The organism is Nocardia sp. NPDC004573 (genome assembly GCF_053602135.1).
The window spans coordinates 170,911-192,798 of sequence record NZ_JBSGDA010000014.1; the positions used below are offsets into that span (position 1 = coordinate 170,911).

Genomic DNA, 21,888 nt, shown 5'->3' on the forward strand with positions numbered 1-21,888 from the left:
GTCCTTACCGTCCGCGAGCGACTTATGCGCACACTCTACAAAGCAAGTGCTTGGTAGGTTATCCTACCGGCGTGGGTGCGATCCAGACCTCAGAATCCGATACCGCCGCTCCGGACGGGCGGTTTTCCGCCGCACCGGACGAGCGATTCGCCGCCGACGTGCGCGAGTGGCTGGAGGAGAACCTCAACGGCGAATTCCGCGAGTTGCGCGGTCTCGGCGGTCCCGGCCGCGAACACGAGGCGTTCGACGAACGCCTCGCCTGGGACCGGCACCTGGCCGCGGCCGGGTGGACCTGCCTGGGCTGGCCGAAGGAATACGGCGGCCGCGAGGCCACGGTCCGTCAGCAGGTGATCTTCCACGAGGAGTACGCCAAGGCGAACGCCCCCGCGCGGGTATCGCACGTGGGCGAGGAACTGCTCGGCCCGACGCTGCTCGCCTTCGGCACGCAGGCCCAGAAAGAGCGGTTCCTCCCCGGTATCCGCACGGTCGGCGAACTGTGGTGCCAGGGCTATTCCGAACCCGGCGCGGGCTCGGACCTGGCCGCCATCACCACCGCCGCGCAATTGGACGGCGACGAGTGGTCGATCAACGGGCAGAAGATCTGGACGTCGCTGGCACACGTCGCGGACTGGTGCTTCGTCGTCGCCCGCACCGAGCGCGGGTCCGTACGGCACAAGGGCCTGTCCTACCTGTTGGTCCCGATGAAGCAGCCGGGCGTCGACGTGCGCCCGATCATCCAGCTGACCGGGACCTCGGAGTTCAACGAGGTCTTCTTCGACAACGCCCGCACCGCGGCCGACCTGGTGGTCGGCGAGCCCGGGGACGGCTGGCGCATCGCCATGGGCACGCTCACCTTCGAGCGCGGCATCTCCACCTTGGGCCAGCAGATCCGCTTCGCCCGGGAACTGGCCGACATCGAGGCATTGGCGCGGCGCACCGGCGCGGCCGACGACCCGCTGATCGCCGACCGCATCGACCGCGCCTGGGTCGGCCTGCGCGTACTGCGTGCGCACGCCATACGCACGATGGAGGGCGCGGGCGTGGACGACGGCGCGGGCCAGGCTTCGGTGGCGAAACTGCTCTGGGCCAATTGGCATCGCGGGCTCGGCGAGCTGGCGATGGCCGTGCTCGGCGCCCGCGGGCTGGTGGCGGGTGAGGACGATCTCGACGAATGGCAGCGGCTGTATCTGTTCACCCGCGCCGACACCATCTACGGAGGTTCGAACGAAGTGCAGCGCAACATCATCGCCGAGCGGGTGCTCGGCCTACCGCGCGAGGCCCGCCCGTGACGGGCCCGCTGTCGGTCGCCCCCGCGCCCGTCCCCGGGCACGGCCTGCTGACCGGACGATCGGCCGTGATCACCGCGGCCGCGGGCACCGGCATCGGTTCGGCGACGGCGCGCAGGCTGCTGGCCGAGGGCGCGGACGTGGTGGTCTCCGACTGGCACGAGCGTCGGCTGGCGGAGACCGCGACCGAGCTGGCGGCGCAGTTCCCGGACCGGCGGGTCGCCTCGATCGCGTGCGACGTGCAGCGCACCGAGCAGGTGAACGCGCTGGTGCGCGGCGCCGCCGAGGCCATGGGCCGGATCGACATCATGGTCAACAACGCCGGGCTGGGCGGGGAGACGCCCGTGGTCGACATGACCGACGAGCAGTGGGATCGCGTTCTCGACATCACGCTCAACGGCACGTTCCGCTGCACCCGCGCCGTTCTCGGCTACTTCCGCGACGCGGGCCACGGCGGCGTGGTCGTGAACAACGCCAGCGTGCTCGGCTGGCGCGCGCAGTACGGCCAAGCGCACTACGCCGCGGCGAAGGCGGGCGTCATGGCGTTGACCAGGTGCAGCGCGGTCGAGGCGGCCGAACTGGGCGTCCGGATCAACGCGGTGGCCCCGAGCATCGCCCGGCACGCGTTCCTGGACAAGGTCAGCTCCACCGAACTGCTCGACCGCCTGTCGGAGCGTGAGGCGTTCGGGCGCGCGGCCGAGCCATGGGAGGTCGCCGCGACGATCGCCATGCTGGCCAGCGATTACACCACCTACCTGACCGGCGAGGTGGTCTCCATCAGCAGCCAACGCGCCTGAGCCACCGCGTATCCCGGGCTCGTCCGCGCCGTGCCGAGCGGACGAGCGCATCCGGCGACCGTCGAGCAGCCACCCGGCCGCCGCTGCGCGCGAGACCCTTCGCGCCGTATTGCGATCGCCTTCTTTCATCGGGCAGGCCCGCGAAATGGGCGGCTGATCAGGTAGAAAAGCACGAGCCGGAGCGCCCTGCGGTGTGCCATGCTGAAGGAGATCGGATCCGCGCTCTTCAAGGGGGCGATGGCTATGGGCCTGGATCGCCCACCTGCCCGCGAACAATTGGAACTCGACGTGGTGCGCGAAGTCGTGCTCGCCAGGCGACGGATGGACAGCCTCGTCCTCTCCGCGCTCACCCTCGGCGCCGAACTCATCCGGCACACGTCCGAGAGCGCGGTCGCCACGGCCGCCGTCCGCATCCTGGAACAGCACGCCGTCGACGAGCGGGAAGTCGCCCGCGATCCGCGCGGCGCGCTGCGTGCCGATCTGGCGCGTGATCGCGAGCGCGCCCGCCGCGTCGGCCTCGGCGCGGACGGCGGGCAGACCGAGCAGGAACGGCGCAGACAGCGCCAGACGGCTCTGCTGTGCGAAGTGCGCGCCGACCTGCTGGCGGTGGTCGCGAAATGCCGGAAATTCCGCTTCGACCAGGTGACTTTCTCGGACGAGATCGCACAGGGACTGTGCGCGGCCACCGACAAGCTGGTGATCGGGGCCGACATGGACACCTACCACGCCTGGCAGCGCGGCATGGTCCTGAGGTTGAGCGAGGAACCGGTGCGGGGCGGCCCGCCGCGGGTGATGGCCACGGTGGACGCCGGGCCGGACCGCGGTCAGCTCACCGTGGAATGGGACAGCTGCGAACGACGTCTCGCGCTCGTCGCGCGGATGGCGCGAGCGGGTGTCTCACCCGTGATCATCTGCGATCGCCTGCTGGCGGATCTCTCCGTGTCGTCGCCGCTGCGCTACTCGGCCCGGTGAGCGCTCGACCAAGCAAATGCTTGGTTGTATGATGACCGTGTGCCCGCACCAGACGCTTCGAAATCAGCACGGCGCAGCGAGTTGCTCGCCATGGCGGCCGAATTGTTCGCCGAGCGAGGACTGCGCGCCACCACCGTGCGTGACATCGCCGACGCGGCCGGAATCCTCTCCGGGAGCCTCTATCACCACTTCGATTCCAAGGAGTCGATGGTGGACGAGATCCTGCGTGGCTTCCTGGACGAACTGTTCGGCCGCTACCGGGAGATCGTCGCCTCCGGCCTGAGTTCGCGAGACACCTTGGAAGCCTTGGTGCTCGCGTCCTACGAGTCGTTCGACCGCTGGCACGCCGCGGTGGCGATATACCAGGCCGAGGCGAAGCGACTGCGCGACTCGGAGCGGTTCGCCTACATCGCCGACTACAACCGCGAATTCCGTGAGCTGTGGCACCGGGTGCTGACCAACGGCGTCCAAGACGGCAGCTTCCGGGCGGAACTCGACGTCGAACTGGCCTACCGGTTCCTGCGTGACACGGTGTGGGTCGCGGTGCGGTGGTACCGGCCCGGCGGCCCGATCACTGTCGAGAATCTCGCAAAGCAGTACCTGACCATCGTGCTCGACGGGCTCACCGCCGGCGAGCGCACCACGTAGGAGTCCTTACATGTCAGCACCTTCCGCGTCCCGTCGTCCGTACGCCCCGCTGCGGGACGCCTACGTGATCGATGCGGTACGCACCCCGGTCGGCAAGCGCGGCGGCGCACTGGCGGGCGTGCACCCGGCCGATCTCGGCGCGGCCGCACTGCGCGGCCTCCTGGACCGCAATCCGATCGATCCGGGGAATGTGGACGATGTGATCGTCGGCTGTGTCGACAACATCGGCCCGCAAGCGGGCAACATCGGCCGCACCATGTGGCTGACCGCCGGATATCCCGAAGAGGTCCCCGGCGTCACGGTCGACCGGCAGTGCGGATCCAGCCAGCAGGCCATCAATTTCGGCGCCCAGGCCATCATGAGCGGCACCGCCGAGGTCATCGTCGCAGGCGGCGTGCAGAACATGAGCGCGATCCCGATTTCCGCGGCCATGCTCGCGGGCAAGGAGTACGGCTTCGACTCGCCGTTCGTCGGGGCGCAGGGCTGGGACCACCGCTACGGCACCGGGGAGGTGACGCAGTTCCGCGCCGCCCGGCTGATCGCCGAGAAGTGGGGCATCAGCAGGGAAGAGATGGAGCGCTGGGCGCTGCGCAGCCACGAGCGGGCCCGCGACGCGATCAAGAACGGCCGCTTCGACAACGAGATCGTGCCGGTCGGCGACTTCTGGATCGACCAGGGGCCGCGCGAGACCAGCCTGGAGAAAATGGCGTCGCTGCCGCCACTGGCCGAGGGCAGCCCGCTGACCGCCGCGGTCGCCAGCCAGATCTCCGACGGAGCCAGCGCCACCCTGCTCGCTTCCGAGTGGGCGGTGCGGGAGTACGGTTTGACGCCGCGAGCGCGCATCCACCACGTCAGCGCGCGGGGTGCGGACCCGATCTTCATGCTCACCGCGCCGATTCCGGCGACCAAGTGGGCGCTGGAGAAGAGCGGACTCACCATCGACGACATCGACGTCGTCGAGATCAACGAGGCGTTCGCGCCGGTGGTGCTGTCCTGGCTGAAGGAGACCGGCGCGGACCCGGAGAAAGTCAACGTCAACGGCGGCGCCATCGCACTCGGCCACCCCCTCGGAGCGACCGGCGCGAAACTCTTCGCGACGCTGCTCAACGAGCTCGAGCGGATCGAGGGCCGCTACGGCCTGCTCACCATCTGCGAAGGCGGCGGCACCGCCAACGCCACCATCATCGAGCGGCTGCCCCGCTGACCCGCGACGAGCGGCACGTCGGCGAATTCGACGTGCCGCTCGGTCGCGCATGATCGATGCCGGCGCGGCGACCGCCGCCGCACGACAGCCCGAAGGGATGGTCGGGTTGAAGTGCCCACGAACCGCGCCCGGCCACGATTCACAGCATGATGGTGGGATGGCCGAGCGGGTGAACGCATGCGCACATTGCTGATACTGATCGCCGTGCTGGTGATCGCGTTGATCGTCGGCGACCGGATCGCGGTCGTGCTGGCGCAGAACGAGATCGGCCGCGAGATCGCCGCCGAGTACGGCCTCCCGAACCAACCGAGCGTCGACATCGGCGGCTTCCCTTTCCTCACCCAGGCCGCCGAGGGCAACTATCACGACATCGGTATCCGTGTCGGTGATTGGAGCGGGCAGAACATCACCGTCCACGACCTCGACATCGCGATGACCGATGTATCGGCGCCGCTGGCCGACGTACTGCACAACCGGACATCGAACCTGATCGCGGCCACGGCGACGGCGACGGCCGTGGTTCCCTACGACACCGTGCGGGATTTCGCGCCGTCGGGCGTGGAGTCGATCTCCAACGGCCAGGATGGGCTGCGCGTCGCCGGGACATTCCCGGTGGAGGGCATCCCGGTACCCGCGACGGTCGTAGTCACCGTCGCGCCCACCGGCGAGGGCATTCAAGTCACGCCGGTCTCGGTCCAGCCCGCGGCCGGCGGGCCGAGGATTCCCCTGGCGATGCTGCGCCGAAACCTCACCTTCGTCGTGCCGTTACAGCGGCTGCCGCTCGGTGCGCAGCTGACGGCCATCCGGCCGAGCGCCGACGGCCTCCAGGTGACCGCCGTGGCCCATGACGTGCACTTCTCCGATCTGCCGTGAGCACCGGCGTGGCCATGCGACGGCCGTCGGACGACACCGGTCCGGACCTGTCGGCAAGCCTCGACATGATCACCGCATTCGCGCAGTAGGCGAAACGCAAGCGCCCGCCGTCACCCAGTGGGGCCGGGAGGAACGTCAATCGCCCGCCGGGATCGTCGTTGCCGCGGGTGCGCCGAACCAAGACGACAACGCCGCTCGCAGACCGTCCTGCGCGCGGTCTGCGGGTTCGTCGATGGTGGCGGCCCAGGCGATGTGGCCGTCCGGGCGGATGAGGAGGGCGTCGGCCGGACGGTTCTCGACTTCGCCGGTGCGGATGTCGATGCGGTGCCGCCAGTCTCGGGCGGTAGCTCGCAGGTCCGCACGATCGGCGAGGTCGAGCAGAATGGGCCGCGCGGCGTGCATGAGTTCGGCGACGCCGGTCGTCCCGTCGTCGGTGAGCAGGGTGAGGTCGGGCACGAAGGTTCCCGTCAAGGCGTGACCATTCGGGTTGGGCAGCTGATAGCGGATATCGGCGCCGGCGATGAGGGCCCCCAGGCGCCGCACGGGCTGTTCGTCGGTGATGAGTTCTTGGAAGACCTCCCGCAGTGCTTCGGCGGCCGGGTCGTGCCCACGCCGCAGCGCGACCTGCGCCCGGGTGTGCAACATGGTGCGCTCCCCGGCGAGGTGACGTTCCTCGTGGTAGGTGGCCAGCAGGCCGCCGGGTGCCCACCCGTGGACGTCGGCGGCCAGCTTCCAGGCCAGGTTGACCGCGTCGAGCATGCCGGCGTTGAGCGCCACGCCCGTGGCGGGAAACAGATGGGCCGCGTCACCGGCGAGCAGGACCCGGCCGGCGCGATAGCGTTCGGCGTGGCGGGCCTTGAAGGTGAAGCGCGACAGCCGGAATGTCTGCGCCACAGGAAGATCCACGCCCAGCACGCGACGGATGCTGTCCTGCAATTCGGTCACGGTCATCGGCACGTCGTCGTCGTATTCGACGCTCTCGTCCTCGATCGTGTAGACGGACAGCACCTCCGACGCGGTCGACGCGCCCATCCCGAACAGACCGCGGTCTGTGCGCGTGAAACCCGCACGGAGGGTTCCGAACCCGGAAAGCTCCACGTCGCCGTTGTCCAGCCGGGTCACCGAATCGGGCAGAGTGATCTGGGCCAGCCGATTCACCTCCGGATAAACCGTGCCGGGGAACGAGATCCCGGCCAGGTCACGAACCCGGCTGCGCGCGCCGTCGCAGCCCACCAGATAGCGCGCGGTCACCCGGTACGGCCCGTCCGGACCGACGACCTCCACGGTGACCGCGTCGGCGTCCTGCCGCATATCCAGCACCTGGTGTCCGCGACGGATATCGACGCCGAGTTCGCCGGCGTGCTCGCCGAGCAGTCGCTCGAGTCGTTGTTGCGGCAGCGGCAGGGCGTGCATCGGTGACTCCACCAGCTGGGTGAGGTCCACATGCACACCGCCGAACGGGAACCGCGGAGCCGGAATCGGATCGGTACAGGCCGCTGCGAACCGATCCAGCAACCCTCGGTAGCGCAACAGCTCCAGGATCTGCCCGCCGAGACCACCGGCCTTCGGGGTGTCTCGCGGCCGCGGCTGCCGCTCCAGCACCAGCGGCCGCACTCCGGCCAAGCGCAGCTCGGCGGCCAGCATCAGGCCGGTGGGGCCCGCGCCCACGATGATCACGTCGGTATGCATTGCTACTCCCATTCCGGCCGATTCCGGCCGTGGCGAACGATTGACGGGCACCTCAGGTCACCGAACGGCGCTACCGCGCCCCGTGCCTGCCGTGCCGGGACCACCCGCCTTTGGAGTTGGGGACCGTGCGCGGAGGCACGGGGGGAGTCACGAAGCGCTGGTTGCTCTGGCTCGGGAAGGTGCTGCGTTGCTTTCGCATATCGGTACCGCCTTTCGAAAACTCGTGAAGTGCCGGAATACCGGCGGGTTCGCGCCTGGTCAGGCCCGGTCGAACCAGGTCATCTGCGCGCCGCTGCTGAACTCTTTGCGCTGACCGACCTTGAATTGCGTCGGCTGGAAATTGCCCGTGAAGACCCCGATGCCGTCGCCCGCGAGCACGGGATAGCTCTTGATGATCAGCTTGTCGACCTCGCCGAGGAGCTGGCCGGCCAGATTGCCGCCGCCGCAGAGCCAGATATCCAGGCCCTCCTCCTTCTTCAGTCGCCGGACCAGCTCCACCGGATCGGTGTCGACGACCTCCACCTGCGGGTTGTCCACCGGTGGAAGAGTGCTGGAGAAGACGTACTGCTTCAAGTGGTTGTACGGACTGGTGGCGCCCTGCGCGAGGCCCGGCTCGTAGGCGCCGCGGCCCATGAGGACGGTGTCCAAGGTCTTGTTCGGTGTGTCGAGGGCCATGCCGACGGACTCGCGGATCTGCGTCGGCACCGTCTCCGGATAGCGCGGGTTGATCCACGCCATCATGTCCTCATCGAACGGATAGAAGTCGTATTCCCCCTGCGGACCTGCGATGTAACCGTCGAGGGAGACCGCAACGTAGTAGACAAGCTTTCGCATCTATACCGCCTGTTGTGTAGTACTCTGAACGAAGTGATTTGAACCGTAGTACTACGAATGGAGTGGTGTCAAGTGGTGCGCACGAATCCGGAACGCCGTCAGGCTCTACTGGATGCCTCGATCGAGGTCCTGGCCCGTGACGGGGCCCGCGGCCTGACTTTCCGGGCGGTCGATCAGGAGGCGGGCGTGCCCGCCGGGACCGCCTCGAACTACTTCCCCAACCGGGATGCCCTTCTCGTCCAGGTCGGGCACCGCTATTACGAGCGACTGATCCCCAGCGACGACGCCATGGCGAAATCGCGCGGGCCGCAAACCCGCGAGAGCATGACCGACCTCATGACCGAGGTGGTCGACCGGGTCTCCCATTTCCGCACCGGCTATCTCGCGATTCTGGAACTGCGGCTGGAGGCCACCCGGCGTCCCGAACTGCAGGCATTGCTCACCGAGCGGGTGCGCGCGGATCTGGACTTCAATATCGCCAACTATCGGGAGTCCGAGCTGCCCGGCGACGAGGACGCCGTTGTGCTGCTCTATCTCGCCCTGAACTGGCTTATCCTCGAACGACTCACCCTCCCGGGCATTTTCGACGAGCAACGCGCCGCCGAACTGGTGCGGACGATCGTGGAGCGCGCGATCCCCGCCACCAAGGTCGCCGACGCCGACTCTTGACGCACGTCACCGGCCGGTGAACTCGTCGCGTCGCTTGCGTCCGCTCGAGGCGTCGCCGTCTGCGCGCATGTCTTGCTGGTTGCCGCCACGGGCAGCCGGTTACCTCCGACGGGCAGTCGGCTGCCCCTGCTGATGTCGATCTGGCCACCGCGCAACTTCTGTCCTGCGCGATCGTTCTCCGGGCCGGCGCCTGGGGCGCTCGGCCTCGAACGCCTTCCACACCAGGGGGCAAGCCTCAGCGTGTCCGCTTGTCGACGGTGTAGGTGCCGATGAGCTGGCCATCGTCGAGGCTCGCATCGACTATCGCGGTTCTCGCGTCGTTCGGTGCGGTTCGCGAGTCCACCGGCACAGGGTGGGAAAGCGCGTACACGATGAATCGGTAGTGGTGCACACCCGTGCCCGCGGGTGGGCACGGGCCGAAGTATTCGGCTTTGTCCGCGCTGTTCAAGCTCACCACGCCGCCCGCGGGCGTCTGCCCCTCCTCGGTGGACGTGGTGGTCGGGGGGATGTTGCTGACCACCCAGTGGGTGAACAGGCCGCTGGGAGCGTCGGGGTCGTCCACGATCAGGGCGAAGGTGGCGGCTTGTTCGACAGCGGTCCACGTCAGGGGCGGCGGAACGTTCCTGCCGAGGCAGGTATAGACCCCCGGAATGGGGTCGCCATGTTGGAAAGCGCTACTACGCACCGAGATCTCGGTCCTCGCGGGCATCGCGGCCTCCGCTCGGGTGGAGGGATAGTGGTCGAGTCCGGCGATTCGCCTGTGCCGGTCTGTGCGGACGAGCCGGGCGCACCCCGGCGGCGAATACCAGGCGAACCCGGTATGTGGTTATCAGACCAGCGTAAGCCGATGAGTTCCGATCGACCAGGCTCGGTCGCGAGCGTGCAGTTATCGGCGGCCGGCCCTCCGCACGGGCCGCCCTCACCGGCCGTCGGGCCGGTTCGGGTGTACCCGACCACGCGACGGAATCGTTCCGGTGCGGCTCAGAGTCGCCGGCAAGCCGGCGGCTGTCGTTCGCAGCCGGGATGGGCGCGCGATCGGCGATCGCGCCACGTCGGTCGCCTGTGGGCCCTCTGAGCGATGCGGAAGGACGGCGGCCGCCTAGCAGCCGCCGTCATGTGTGACTGCGTCCGGCGTTCAGTCCGACCCGGTAGCCGCCGACTGCTTGTCCGCGGCGAGCGTCGCGAGCGTCTCGATCCGCCCCACCGCGTCCGTGACGATCCGATCGATCAACTCCTCGCATGTGGGGAGGTCATCGATGATCCCGGTGACCTGCCCCGCGGCGAGCACGCCCGCCTCGGTGTTGCCCTCGACCAATCCGGCGCGCAGCAGCATCGGCGTGTTCGCGGCCATCACCACCTGGGACCAGGTGAGATCTTTGGTCTTTCGCATGGCCAGGCCGTCGCGGATCATGGTGGACCACTTCATGCCCGTCATGCTCTTGAACCGAGCCGCGTTGCCCACCGCGGCGGTGAGCCCGCGCCAGCGGCCCGAATGTTCCAGCCGCCGCACCAGTTCGGTGTTCAGCACGCGATGCGGCATGCCGTCGACCTTGAGCGACACCACCGTGTCCTGGAGTTGTCGCCGCAGGTACTCCTGCTTGATGGCGTCCGGAACGGTGCTCTCCTGGGTGAGCAGGAACCGGGTGCCCATGGCGACGCCCGCCGCGCCGTAGGCAAGGGCGGCGGCCAGGCCGCGCCCGTCGAAGAATCCGCCTGCCGCGACTACGGGAATGTCCACCGCGTCCAGCACGGAGGGCAGCAGCAGGGTGGTGGCCACCGGGCCGGTGTGCCCGCCGCCTTCGCCGCCCTGCACGATCACCGCGTCGGCGCCCCAGGACGCGACTTTGACCGCGTGCTTGGCCGCGCCGATCGACGGGATGACCACCACGCCCGCGTCCTTCAGCTTCGCGATCAGGTCCTGCTTGGGGGCGAGCGCGAACGACGCGACCGCCACCTTCTCCCGGATCAGCAGATCGATCCGCTCGGGGGCGTCCGCCGCATCGGCGCGGATGTTCACGCCGAAGGGTTTCGCGGTGTGCGCCTTGGTCTTCGCGATGGCCGCCTCGAGTTCGGCGAACGTCATGGTGGCGGAGGCGAGGATGCCGAGTCCGCCCGCCTCGGCGGTGGCCGAGACCAGGCTCGGGCCGGCGACCCAGCCCATCCCGGTCTGCACGATCGGGTGTTCGATGCCGACCAGATCGGTCAGCGCGGTGCGCAGGCGCGGGCTCATGACGGGACCTCGGTTTCGCGAATCTTCCTGGGGTCGAGCACCTCCCGGATCAGCCGAAGCTCCTCGGCGGTGGGTTGCCGCGTCTGGCCCGCTTCGGCGAGACCGGCGATCTCGAACGAGGTGTTCGCGGCGACCTCGTCGGCGGTGACGCCGGGATGGAGGCTGCGCGCGCGCATGGTGTGGCCGGATCCTTCGAAATCGAAGACGCCCAAGTTGGTCACCACGCGATGCAGGTGGTGGAAGCGGTAGGCCGGGTTGGTCGCGTCGACCTTGTCGTATCCCACGCCGGAGACGATGTCGACCCGGTCGGTGAAGACACGCTTCGTGTGCCGCGCGACCCAGTAGCTGGTGGCGTGGTTGATCGTGTTGCCCGGCGCGCCACGCACACCGAACATCTGGCGGGTGGGCTGCTGCAACGATCCGAACGCCGAGAGGTTCTGATTGCCGAACCGGTCGATCTGGTTGGCGCCCATCACCACGTGCCGCCGTCCGGACGCCACGACATCGAAGACCCTCCGGAACGGAATCCAGCCCTCGATGGGCGCTTTACCACCCAGCGGGGGAGTCTCGGCGAACAGCAGCGCCTCACCGTCGGACAGCAGCAGATCGGGTTCGGTGGTGAGTTTGGCCAAGCGCGCTCCGATGATCGACATCGGTGACATGGGGCTGGCCATGATCTCCCCGGCGCCGCTGAAGATCTCCGCGCAGGCGACGGCGCAGATCTCGGCGCGGGTGACGGTTTCGATGCTGGTCATCACGCCTCCTCGGCGAATCGGCGGACGGCGGCCTGGTAGTGCTCCTCCGAGCCGGTCAGATAGGTGTCGACGAACAGCTGCCACGCCTCCGGCGTCTTCGCGGATTCGACATAGTGCTTCTGGAACTTCTCGTCCCGGCCGTAGTCGTCGGCGGCCAGGGTGAAGTGCGCGCCGCCCGGGGCCTCGACCACGCCGTCCACCATCATGCGGTTGAGCAACAGCGCTTGCAGGGGAACTGTTTTGACCAGCTCCTCGGTCTCCACCACGCGCTCGACCGAGACGTAGCGGCGCTGCGCCGCCAGGCAGAACAGGTCGTCGAAGTACGGATCGACGCCGGTGTAGGCGGCATTGCCGTGCTGGTCGCCGAGGTTGAGGTGCACCAGCGCCGCGTCCAGATTCAGCGCGGGCATGGCGATCAGAGTCTCGGGCGTGCCGTCGATGGGATACGGCGATTCGACCGTCTTCAGCTCACCCTCCCAGAAGTTCGGCACATCGGAGCCGAGCCCGGCGCGGATCGGCAGGAACGGCAGTCGCGCAGCCGCCGCCTCCAAGCCGCACTTGAGCATGCCTTCGTCCATTTCGCGGGCGGCCAGCGCGCCGGAGGTGCGCGCTTGGGCGAACCACGGGTCGTAGAACGGCGCCGAATCCAGCGACACGAAACCGTAGTAGGCCTTGCGCACCTTGCCCGCCGAGCACAGCAGCCCGAGATCCGGCCCGCCATAGCTGACCACGGTCAGATCCGTGATGTCCGAACGCAGGATGGCCCGCACCAGCGCCATGGGCTTGCGCCGGGATCCCCAGCCGCCGATGCCGATCGTCATCCCGCTGCGCAGCTCGCCGACGACCTCGTCGAGCGACATCCGCTTGTCTCGCATGGAAGTTCCTCTCTACTGCCCGCTCTTGCGCGCCGCGAGGTCGTCGTCGAACCGGGCGCGGATCTCGTCGGCGACGCCGGCGAGGTTGAGTTCGAAGGTGAATCCCTGCTCGTATCGGTAGCTGCGGTGCACGTCCTGTACGTCGATGCCGTTGAGGGCCCGCTTCGCCGCCCGGATCACCCGGCCGTCCTTGGCCGCGATGTTCTTGGCCAGCTCCAGGGCGGCGGCGTCGAGCTCGGCGCGCGGCACCACCTGGTAGACCGATCCGTAGTGGTGCAACTGCTGCGCGGTAATGGTGCTCGCGGTGTAGAACAGCGCGCGCATCAGGTGCTGGGGCACCAGGCGTGCGAGGTGGGTGGCCGCGCCGAGCGCACCGCGGTCGACCTCGGGCAGCCCGAAGGTGGCGTCGTCGGAGGCGATCACGACATCCGCGTTGCCCACCAGGCCGATGCCACCGCCCAGGCAGAAGCCCTGGACCACGGCGATCACCGGCACCTGGCATTCGTACACCGCCGCGAACGCCTCGAAACAGCCGTGGTTCGCGTCGATCAGCGCCTGGTGGCCCGGCTTGCTCTGGATCTCCTTGATGTCCACGCCCGCGTTGAACCCGCGGTTCTCCGCGCGCAGCACCACCACCTTGGTGTCCGGGTCGCGTCCCGCCGCGCGCACTTCGTCGGCGATGGCGAACCAGCCGTCGGTCGGGATGGCGTTGACCGGCGGATAGTCGACCGTGACCACGCTGATCCCGGTCGCTTCGGAGTGGCGGTTGATCCCCATGGCAAGTCCCATCGTGTGTACCAGCGCATTGGCAAAGCAAGCAGTTGCTTGGTAGGTTAGCACGGTGGCACTCGAAATCGATCTGGCCGGGCATGTCGTTCTGGTGACGGGCGGCGTGCGCGGTGTCGGCGCGGGCGTGAGCAAGGCGTTCCTCGCCGCGGGCGCGACCGTCGTGGCGTGTGCGCGGCGACCGGCCGACGCGCCCGTCGAAGTGGACGGGCGCGCGATCGACTACCTCCCGTGCGATGTGCGGGACGCCGACGCGGTGCACGCGCTGGTCGAGACGATCACCGAACGACACGGCCGTCTCGACCATCTGGTCAACAACGCGGGCGGCGCTCCCTTCGCGCTCGCCGCCGAAGCGAGCAAGAACTTCCACGCCAAGATCGTCGAGCTGAATCTGCTCGCTCCGCTGCTGCTGGCGCAGACCGCCAACGCGGTGATGCAGCGACAGGACGACGGCGGCTCCATCGTGAACATCTCCAGCGTCAGCGGACATCGCCCCTCGCCCGGCACCGCGGCCTACGGCGCGGCCAAGGCGGGCATGGACAGCCTCACCGGCTCGCTCGCCGTCGAGTGGGCGCCCAAGGTGCGGGTCAACTCGCTGGTGGTCGGCCCGGTCGACACCGAGTTGAGCCGGATGCACTACGGCGATCAGGACGGCGTGGACGCGGTGGGCCGGACCATCCCGCTCGGGCGCATGGCCAGCCCCGACGACGTCGGCCGCTGCGCCGTCTTCCTCGCCTCGCCGCTGGCCGCCTACGTCAGCGGCGCGACGCTCCTGGTGCACGGCGGCGGCGAACGGCCCGCCTTCCTCGCCGCCGCCAACGCCGACCAGCAGTCCTGAACAAGACCGGACACGAAGAAGGACACATATGGACACCGAGCAGATCTGCGCCGGGCGCGTCGTCATCGTCACCGGCGCGGGCCGGGGCATCGGCCGCGCGCACGCCCTCGCCTTCGCCGCGGCGGGCGCCGACGTGGTGGTGAACGACATCGGTTCGACGCTGGACGGCGCGGCCACCGCGGAAACACCCGCCGCGCAGGTGGTGGCCGAGATCGAGGCGCTGGGCGGACGAGCCGTGGCCAATGGCGACGACGTCGCCGACTGGGCAGGCGCCCGCAGGCTCGTGCAGCAGGCCGTCGACACCTTCGGCAAGCTCGACGTGCTGGTCAACAACGCCGGTTTCGTGCGTGACCGCATGCTGGTCAACCTGAGCGAGGACGAGTGGGACGCGGTGGTCCGCGTCCACCTGAAGGGCCATTTCGCCACCATGCGGCACGCGATCGAGTACTGGCGCGGTGAGGCCAAGGCGGGTCGTCCGGTCGACGGCCGGATCATCAACACCAGCTCCGGCGCGGGTCTGCAGGGCAGCGTCGGCCAGAGCAATTACGGCGCGGCCAAGGCGGGTATCGCGGGCCTGACGCTGACCGCCGCCGCCGAGTTCGCCCGTTACGGCGTGACGGTGAACGCGATCGCCCCGTCCGCGCGCACCAGGATGACCGAGACGGTGTTCGCGGACATGATGGCCAGACCCGAGAACGGCTTCGACGCGATGGCGCCGGAGAACGTGTCCCCGCTGGTCGTGTGGTTGGGCAGCGCGCAGTCGGCGGCGGTGACGGGGCGCGTGTTCGAGGTCGAGGGCGGCAAGGTGGCGCTGGCCGACGGCTGGCGGCACGGCGTGGCCGTGGACCGCGGCGCCCGCTGGGATCCGGCCGAGCTCGGACCCGTCGTGGCCGATCTGATCGCGAAAGCGACTCCGCCGGAGCCGGTGTACGGGGCCTGATCGGCCTCGCCCCTTTCGAGAGCGCGTTCGCGGACCTGGGTTTAGTATGGGCACCCATCCGTTCGGAATGTCCCGTGTGTGAGTGGCGACCGGGCACAGAACTGCGCTTCGACTGATGAGGGGAAGGCTCGGCGCATGGCAGGAGGTCGCGCAGCCCGTGTGTCTGCGGTAGCGGGCGCCGTCCTGGGCGTTGCGCTGCTCGGCAGCCCGGCCTTCGCCGACGTGGGACATCCCTGCCCCTCGTGCGTCGCGGACCCCGCTGCGCCGCCCTATGACAGCGGCGATTCCTGGTATCCGCTGACCGTGCCCGGACAGCAGCCGGAGATCAGCGCGGCACCGGCTCAGTCGGCCGCTGGGACCGATTCGGTCGCAGCGGGTGCAGCGGCGGCTGGGTCCGCAGCGGGCTCTACCGGGGCGGGACTCCTGCTCGGGTCGGGCTCGGCCGGACTCGGCGTGGTGCTCGGCTCGGGTTCGGCAGGTCTCGCACTTGCCCTCGGTTCCGGCTCGGCCGGTCTGGGCCTCGCGCTCGGCGCTGGTTCGGCGGCCGTGGGCTCCGCTGCCGCCGGTACCGGTTCGGCCACCCTGGCAACGGGCTCCGCGGCGTTGGGCACCGGTTCCGCTGTGGTGGGCGGTACCGGTTCGGCCGCGCTGGGTACTGGCTCCGCCGCGTTGGGCGGTAGTGGTTCGGCCGTGTTGGGCACCGGTTCCGCTGTGGTGGGCGGTACCGGCTCGGCCGCAGTCGGCTCGGCAGGCATCGGCTCAGCGGCAACGGGCTCCGCCGCGGTGGGTTCTGCGGCCGTCGGGTCCGCGAGTCCGTTGCTGCTGTTGTTGATTCCGCTCCCGCCCGCGACCGCTCCGCCCGCCCCCGCGCTCCCACCCGTGACGATTCCGCCCGCACCCACCCTCGCTGCGCCGGAACTCCCGCCTATTCCGGTAGGCGCGTCGACGGCTCCGCCGCTCGCCGCCCCTCCGCCCGATCTCTCCGCGCCCGCGCCGTCGCAGGCGCGGCAGCCCGCGTCCCCGGCGGTCCACCCGGTCAACTCCACCGAGGTCCTTCCCGCGCCGGAACTGTTGTCCGTGATCGGGGGACTGATCGCGCTCGGATCGGCGGGCGCGGCATGCGGCGGGATCAGCTTCCGGAGCGCGGCGGCCGCACAGGCCAGGATCGATACGGCGCGGGCCCAATTCTTCCCGAGGCCGTGAGGAGGCCGCCGATGAGCGAGAGCCGGACCCGCGCCGGCGCGCGGTCCTATCGCCGGGTCGCCGCCGCCGTCGACGCCGTGTGCGCGGTGGCGGCCGACTTCGACGCGACCACTCTCGACGAGGTCGTCCTGGCGATCGCGGGCGAGCGGCGCCGGACGATCGAGATCGCCAGTGCGCGACTGGGTCCCGGCGTCTGCGGACAGCGCCGCCGCTATCCCGACCGGGACGTGATCGTGCTCGCGGAGACGCTGCCGAGCCGTGAGCACACCCTCGCCCACGAACTCGGCCACATCGTCTTCGACCACGAAGGCGCGCCCGCGTCCGAAGTGACGCTGGCAGCGAGCGACGACCTGATCGCCTACATGCTCAGTCGGCGCGCGCATCAGCAGATCGTCGACGACGGCGCCGACGAACTGGCCGAGTGGGAAGCCGAGACGTTCGCCGCGATGCTGATGACCCGGCTGCGCGTGTTCAACAGCCGGGGCGCGGGCGTCTCGGTCCTTCGATTCGACGAGGCGCTCGGATGACGCTGTGGTCGACGGCTCTGCTGGTCTGGATGGCCGCCGGTGCGCGGGTGGGGCGCGTCCTGGTCAAGCCCGCGACGACGGCCAGGGTCGCGATCGTCGTCGCGGTGGCCGCAGTCGCGGTGGCTGCCACCGTCGCGGTGCCCGAGATCGCGGTCGCACTGGACAATCTCGTCCCGGGCGGTGTGCACGCCGGCCGGCTGTCCGACGGAGTCGTCACCGGGAGCTGGATCGCTTTCGCGACGGCCACCTCGGTGGTCGCCTCGGCCGCCTGGCCGGTGGTCTCGCGGCGGAATCTGCGGCAGATCGCCTGCTTCCTCTACGGCGCCGGGCTGATCGCGATGGTGCTCACGCTCGCCTGGTCGTTCACCTCAGGGTGGGTGGTCGTGGCCGTGGGGTGTGCGTTCGTCGTGGTGACCGGTGTGCGCAATCTGGACTGGACCGCGCTCGGCCGCGGCATCGCGCTCTACACGGCGGGCGCCGCGGTGGTCGCGGGGCTGGCGGCGGGCCGGATCGGGCGCGCGTTCCAGCACGCGCCCCACCCGGCGCCCGGCGATCCGGCTTGGGCGTGGCCGATCTGGGAGCTCGCGAGCCTGCTCATCGCGCTCGGCGCGGTGTGGATCGTGGTGGAACTCTGGGTGCGCGCGCGGGTGTTGTTGCGTCGGATCCGCGCACTGCATCGGACCATGGTCGGTCGTTTTCCCGAGGTGGTCGCGCATGAGCAGGGTGGATTCTCCACGCAACTCAGGGCTTCCGATCAGGTGGCGCAGATCATCGATGCGCTGTATCTGCAGTCCGGCGGCGGACTCGTGCTGGCGGAGCTGGCGCCGCCACCCGACTCGGTGGCCGACCGGGCGGCCCGGGTGGCGCGATGGGTGCGCGACCCGGCAGGGGAGTTCGTGGTGGACGCCCGGTGGATAGCTCCACCCGAAGGCATTAGTCCGCGCGGTTGGGTGCAGGCCGTCGCTCGGGCCTATCGGACGATCGCGTCCGCACCCGCTCGAAATTGATCGACTTCGCGCGAATGTGATCAATCCGGCGCAATATAGGTGCGCGCGGTCGGACTATTCGGACAGACCGGTTGGATCGGGAATCTCGTTCAGCGCGAACGAGGGCCGGTGCGTCGCGCCGAATGCGCTTATGTGCATACCTCATCCGGACCGCAGCACTAACCGGCGTGCGGCCGTGCCCCAATTTCTCGGGGCAGATCGCACACCGGTCGTGTGCTGTGCCCGCTTACGCGCGCATAACACAGCACAGTGCGACCCGGTGGGTCGCACTGTGCTGCCGTGCAGGAGAACCTATTCGGTGCCGTCCGGAGGAATTTCGGGCAATCCTTCGCTTGCCCGCAACTTCTCCGCCATAGACGTGAGCAGGTTCTGTGATTCTTCGGACAAGTCGAACGCTCTACTCGACAGCCGTCGCAGTCCGTAGCCCTGCAGCTGGGACAGCAGCTCCAGATCGTGATCGATCTTGGCGGCATAGATGTCGTTGAAGAAGTAGTCCGGCTTGACTTTGAAGAACTTCGCCAGGGCGGCCACCGTCTCATCCGACGGGTTCGTCCGTTGTCCCGACCGCAACTGCGACAGGTACGGTTTCGAGATCGGATGTCCGGAGGCCGTCAGCGCCGCCGCAACCTCCGCGTTGGTGTGCGGCTTACGCCCCGGGGGATGCACGGTTTCGAACAGCTTGTTCAGCCGCGCCGCGAAATCAGCCATTGTGAGCCGCCCAATTCCCTTCGCTGTACTAACAGTCGTTATCTCGGATACGTATCATTGATATTAGCGGCTCAGTAACTGAAAACCTACGCCTGATTCCGGATTTCCTTGAAGCTTCTAGGTCGGAAGGCGGCGAAGGGGCTGGGACGGTCGCGTTTGCGGGTCACCCCAAGGCCTCTCGAGAAGCCGCGGTACGAACCGGTTCTGGCCCGTCGCTGCGGTCCCGTCGCAAGGGGTCTTGATAGCCGCAAGATAGCTGACATCTCATGGACTCGGCCGTACATGGGTTTGTGTGGCGTACGACACGTTTGCGCCCTCAGGGGATGAACGTTCAATAAACGCGTGCGAAATGGTTGAAGTCACAAACGTTCGATGATCGTTCCTGTCGCGAGTGCGCCACCGGCGCACATGAGAACCATTGCCGTGCTGCGATCGGAGCGCTCCAGCTCGTGCAAAGCCGTTGTGATGAGGCGTGATCCGGTGGAGCCGACCGGGTGCCCGAGCGCGATGGCGCCGCCGTTGACATTAACCCGGTCCATGTCCGGCTGGTGGACAGAAGCCCACGACAGTGCGACCGACGCGAACGCTTCATTGATCTCGAAAAGGTCGATGTCGCCGATATTCATGCCGGACCGCTCCAGCAGCCGGGTGCACGCCTGCACCGGGCCGTCGAGGTGGAACTCCGGCTCCGCGCCGACCACCGCTTGCGTGACGATCCGCGCGCGCGGCCGCAAACCGGCTCGCTCGGCGGCCTTTTCGTCCATCAGCAGCACCGCGGCGGCGCCGTCGGAGATCTGCGAGGACGACCCGGCGGTGTGCACGCCGCCTTCCAGCACCGGCTTCAGCTTCGCCAAGCCCTCGACGGTGGTCTCGCGCAGGCCCTGATCCCGTGTCACGTCGAGCTTTTCGCCGGTGGGATTGCCTTCCTTGTCGACCGCTGGAGCGGTGACGGTGAGCACCTCGCGATCGAACCGGCCTTCCGCCCACGCCTGCCCGGCCAGGCGCTGCGAACGCGCGCCGAAGGCGTCCACATCCGCGCGAGTGATGCCGCGCCGCTTCGCGATCCGCTCCGCTGCCTCGAACTGGTTGGGCAGGTCGATGTTCCACGACGCGGGCCTGCGCGACCCGGCGTGCTCGCCGACGTTGGCTCCGAGCGGAACCCGGCTCATCGCCTCCACGCCGCAGGCCATGCCGATGTCGATGGCGCCGGCGGCGATCAGGCCCGCGATGAGGTGGTTGGCCTGCTGGGCCGATCCACACTGGGTGTCGATCGTCGTGGCGCCGACCTGCCAGGGCAGGCCCGCGTGCAGCCAGGCCACCCGGGTGACGTTGTTGGACTGCTCGCCCGCCTGGGTCACGCAGCCGCCGATGACCTGTTCGACCTGCGCGGGGTCCAGGTGCGCGCGCTCGAGCAGCCCGCGCTGGGCCGCGCCGAGCAGTTCGGCCGCGTGCAGGCCCGACAGCCAGCCGCCGCGCTTGCCGATCGGGGTCCGAGCAGCCTCGACGATCACGGGTGTGCCCATGTCCAACCTTTCCTTACGGGACAGAAAATTGAAACGCGTTCATAGCACTTGTCAGAGGCGGATCTGTCCGGTTTCTTTCCTCGTTCTCGCCCCTGTGCTTCAATGATTATAGAACGTGTTTCAGTTTGTCGAAGGAGACATCTGGTGGTAGACACTCGGAATGCCCGGCCGAATCTTCCGGACGGGTTCGACGTCACGGACCCGGACATCTACGCCGCGCGTGTTCCGGTCGAGGAGTTCGCCGAACTGCGCCGGACCGCGCCGATCTGGTGGAACCCGCAGTCGCCGGAGGTCAGCGGCTTCCACGACGACGGCTTCTGGGTGGTGAGCAAGCACGCCGACATCAAGGAGGTCTCGCGGCGCAGTGACGTGTTCTCCAGCTACGAGAACACCGCTATCCCGCGTTTCAACGACGACATCGCCCGGGAGCAGATCGAGCTGCAGCGGATCGTCCTGTTGAACATGGACGCGCCCGAGCACACCAAGCTGCGCAAGATCATCTCCCGCGGCTTCACGCCGCGCGCCATCAACGGCCTGCGCGCCGAGCTGTCGGCCCGCGCGGAGTCGATCGTGAAGGCGGCGGCCCAGTCGGGCGCCGGGGACTTCGTCACCCAGATCGCGTGCGAACTGCCGCTGCAGGCCATCGCCGAGCTGATCGGCGTACCCCAGGAAGACCGCATGAAGGTCTTCACCTGGTCCAACGACATGACCGGCTACGACGACCCGGAGAGCACGGCCGACCCGGTCGCGGCGTCGGCGGAGATCCTCGGCTACGCCTACCAGATGGCGGCCGCGCGCAAGCAGTGCCCGGCCGACGACATCGTCACCACGCTGATCGAGGCGGACGTCGACGGGGACAAGCTCACCGAAGAGGAGTTCGGCTTCTTCGTGATCATGCTCGCCGTCGCGGGCAACGAGACCACCCGCAACGCCATCTCCCACGGCATGATCGCCTTCCTGGAGAACCCGGACCAGTGGGAACTGTTCAAGAAGGAACGTCCCGCCACGGCCGCCGACGAGATCATCCGGTGGGCCACCCCGGTCACCTCGTTCCAGCGCACCGCGCTGCAGGACACCGAGCTCGGCGGCGTGCAGATCAAGAAGGGCCAGCGGGTGGTCATGCTGTACCGCTCGGCCAACTTCGACGAGGAGGTCTTCGATCACCCGGAGAAGTTCGACATCATGCGCACGGACAACCCCCACCTGGCCTTCGGCGGCACCGGCGCGCACTTCTGTATCGGGGCGAACCTCGCCCGGCTGGAGATCGACCTGATCTTCAACGCCATCGCCGATCACCTGCCCGACATCACCAAGGTCGCCGACGCGAAGCGGCTGCGGTCGGGCTGGCTGAACGGGATCAAGGAGTTCCCCGTCGACTACAAGACCTGCCCGGTCGCACACTGAAACACGAAAAAGGGCCCTCGCACCGGGCGGGTTCTAGCGATCCCCGCAACACCCTGGATTTCAGGGAGTTGTGGGGATCGTGGTTTCTGAGGAGTTGAGGGCGAGGTTCTTCGAGGCTCT

The 21,888-nt window shown here is 68.6% G+C and carries 22 protein-coding genes; 13 read left to right on the top strand and 9 right to left on the bottom strand.

The annotated features are described in order from the left end of the window. The first annotated feature begins 71 nt into the window (after positions 1-71). The 6 genes from ACWEKR_RS22335 to ACWEKR_RS22360 all read left to right on the top strand — a co-directional run bounded on the left by ACWEKR_RS22335 (position 72) and on the right by ACWEKR_RS22360 (position 5,780). Positions 72-1,289: an acyl-CoA dehydrogenase family protein gene (locus tag ACWEKR_RS22335; RefSeq protein WP_452356099.1), complete on the top strand. Its 1,218-nt coding sequence runs from the start codon at positions 72-74 to the stop codon at positions 1,287-1,289. After that, positions 1,286-2,083 carry an SDR family oxidoreductase gene (locus tag ACWEKR_RS22340; protein ID WP_452356100.1) on the top strand — a complete coding sequence of 266 codons (798 nt, stop codon included), beginning with the start codon at positions 1,286-1,288 and terminating at the stop codon, positions 2,081-2,083. Before ACWEKR_RS22335 ends, ACWEKR_RS22340 begins: the two co-directional genes overlap by 4 nt. Positions 2,084-2,281: 198 nt before the next feature. Further along, positions 2,282-3,055, top strand: a complete 774-nt coding sequence (locus tag ACWEKR_RS22345) for a hypothetical protein (protein ID WP_452356101.1) — start codon at positions 2,282-2,284, stop codon at positions 3,053-3,055. A gap of 90 nt (positions 3,056-3,145) precedes the next feature. Further along, positions 3,146-3,703 (top strand): TetR/AcrR family transcriptional regulator, encoded by a 558-nt coding sequence (locus tag ACWEKR_RS22350; RefSeq protein ID WP_159842296.1) that lies wholly within the window; start codon positions 3,146-3,148, stop codon positions 3,701-3,703. A gap of 10 nt (positions 3,704-3,713) precedes the next feature. Then, a complete protein-coding gene (locus ACWEKR_RS22355) occupies positions 3,714-4,907 on the top strand; it encodes an acetyl-CoA C-acetyltransferase (RefSeq protein WP_452356102.1) in 1,194 nt (397 codons plus the stop codon). 177 nt (positions 4,908-5,084) lie between these two features. Beyond that, entirely contained in the window at positions 5,085-5,780 is a 696-nt protein-coding gene (locus ACWEKR_RS22360; RefSeq protein WP_452356103.1) for an LmeA family phospholipid-binding protein, read from the top strand. A gap of 135 nt (positions 5,781-5,915) precedes the next feature. Here ACWEKR_RS22360 and ACWEKR_RS22365 read toward each other — a convergent pair whose 3' ends face one another. Together ACWEKR_RS22365 and ACWEKR_RS22370 are read right to left on the bottom strand one after the other, a co-directional pair. Further along, on the bottom strand, positions 5,916-7,469 hold the full coding sequence (locus ACWEKR_RS22365) for an FAD-dependent monooxygenase (protein ID WP_452356104.1): 1,554 nt from the start codon (positions 7,467-7,469) through the stop codon (positions 5,916-5,918). 258 nt (positions 7,470-7,727) lie between these two features. Further along, positions 7,728-8,303, bottom strand: a complete 576-nt coding sequence (locus ACWEKR_RS22370; RefSeq protein ID WP_195088453.1) for a dihydrofolate reductase family protein — start codon at positions 8,301-8,303, stop codon at positions 7,728-7,730. Between the two features lie 72 nt (positions 8,304-8,375). Between ACWEKR_RS22370 and ACWEKR_RS22375 the strand changes: the two genes are divergently transcribed. Next, positions 8,376-8,972 (top strand): TetR/AcrR family transcriptional regulator, encoded by a 597-nt coding sequence (locus tag ACWEKR_RS22375; protein ID WP_452356105.1) that lies wholly within the window; start codon positions 8,376-8,378, stop codon positions 8,970-8,972. 235 nt (positions 8,973-9,207) lie between these two features. Here the strand turns inward: ACWEKR_RS22375 and ACWEKR_RS22380 are convergent, their stop codons facing one another. The 5 genes from ACWEKR_RS22380 to ACWEKR_RS22400 form a co-directional block, all read right to left on the bottom strand. Beyond that, positions 9,208-9,681 (bottom strand): YbhB/YbcL family Raf kinase inhibitor-like protein, encoded by a 474-nt coding sequence (locus tag ACWEKR_RS22380; RefSeq protein ID WP_452356106.1) that lies wholly within the window; start codon positions 9,679-9,681, stop codon positions 9,208-9,210. A gap of 426 nt (positions 9,682-10,107) precedes the next feature. Then, the gene (locus ACWEKR_RS22385) at positions 10,108-11,202 is read right to left on the bottom strand and encodes an NAD(P)H-dependent flavin oxidoreductase (protein ID WP_452356107.1); all 1,095 of its coding nucleotides are present in this window, start codon (positions 11,200-11,202) and stop codon (positions 10,108-10,110) included. Continuing rightward, complete coding sequence (locus tag ACWEKR_RS22390) at positions 11,199-11,957, bottom strand: CoA-transferase subunit beta (RefSeq protein WP_452356108.1); 759 nt, start codon at positions 11,955-11,957, stop codon at positions 11,199-11,201. Before ACWEKR_RS22390 ends, ACWEKR_RS22385 begins: the two co-directional genes overlap by 4 nt. Beyond that, a complete protein-coding gene (locus ACWEKR_RS22395; protein ID WP_452356109.1) occupies positions 11,957-12,832 on the bottom strand; it encodes a CoA transferase subunit A in 876 nt (291 codons plus the stop codon). Before ACWEKR_RS22395 ends, ACWEKR_RS22390 begins: the two co-directional genes overlap by 1 nt. Positions 12,833-12,844: 12 nt before the next feature. Next, entirely contained in the window at positions 12,845-13,609 is a 765-nt protein-coding gene (locus ACWEKR_RS22400; RefSeq protein ID WP_159842084.1) for an enoyl-CoA hydratase family protein, read from the bottom strand. Between the two features lie 64 nt (positions 13,610-13,673). Here ACWEKR_RS22400 and ACWEKR_RS22405 point away from each other — a divergent pair, with 64 nt between their 5' ends. The 5 genes from ACWEKR_RS22405 (at position 13,674) to ACWEKR_RS22425 (ending at position 18,133) form a co-directional block, all read left to right on the top strand. Then, complete coding sequence (locus tag ACWEKR_RS22405) at positions 13,674-14,456, top strand: SDR family oxidoreductase (protein ID WP_452356110.1); 783 nt, start codon at positions 13,674-13,676, stop codon at positions 14,454-14,456. 28 nt (positions 14,457-14,484) lie between these two features. Then, positions 14,485-15,396, top strand: a complete 912-nt coding sequence (locus tag ACWEKR_RS22410; protein WP_159842088.1) for an SDR family oxidoreductase — start codon at positions 14,485-14,487, stop codon at positions 15,394-15,396. Between the two features lie 135 nt (positions 15,397-15,531). After that, the gene (locus ACWEKR_RS22415) at positions 15,532-16,599 is read left to right on the top strand and encodes a hypothetical protein (RefSeq protein WP_452356111.1); all 1,068 of its coding nucleotides are present in this window, start codon (positions 15,532-15,534) and stop codon (positions 16,597-16,599) included. Between the two features lie 11 nt (positions 16,600-16,610). Next, entirely contained in the window at positions 16,611-17,126 is a 516-nt protein-coding gene (locus ACWEKR_RS22420; RefSeq protein WP_195088429.1) for an ImmA/IrrE family metallo-endopeptidase, read from the top strand. Then, positions 17,123-18,133 carry a hypothetical protein gene (locus ACWEKR_RS22425; protein ID WP_452356112.1) on the top strand — a complete coding sequence of 337 codons (1,011 nt, stop codon included), beginning with the start codon at positions 17,123-17,125 and terminating at the stop codon, positions 18,131-18,133. Before ACWEKR_RS22420 ends, ACWEKR_RS22425 begins: the two co-directional genes overlap by 4 nt. Positions 18,134-18,424: 291 nt before the next feature. On the opposite strand, the gene ACWEKR_RS22430 is transcribed toward ACWEKR_RS22425, so the two are convergent. Together ACWEKR_RS22430 and ACWEKR_RS22435 are read right to left on the bottom strand one after the other, a co-directional pair. Continuing rightward, positions 18,425-18,841, bottom strand: a complete 417-nt coding sequence (locus ACWEKR_RS22430; RefSeq protein ID WP_011207048.1) for a helix-turn-helix domain-containing protein — start codon at positions 18,839-18,841, stop codon at positions 18,425-18,427. Positions 18,842-19,200: 359 nt separating this feature from the next. Further along, positions 19,201-20,364 (bottom strand): steroid 3-ketoacyl-CoA thiolase, encoded by a 1,164-nt coding sequence (locus ACWEKR_RS22435; RefSeq protein ID WP_452356113.1) that lies wholly within the window; start codon positions 20,362-20,364, stop codon positions 19,201-19,203. A 102-nt stretch (positions 20,365-20,466) separates the two neighbouring features. Here ACWEKR_RS22435 and ACWEKR_RS22440 point away from each other — a divergent pair, with 102 nt between their 5' ends. Continuing rightward, entirely contained in the window at positions 20,467-21,768 is a 1,302-nt protein-coding gene (locus tag ACWEKR_RS22440; RefSeq protein ID WP_452356114.1) for a cytochrome P450, read from the top strand. Positions 21,769-21,888: the final 120 nt, after the last annotated feature.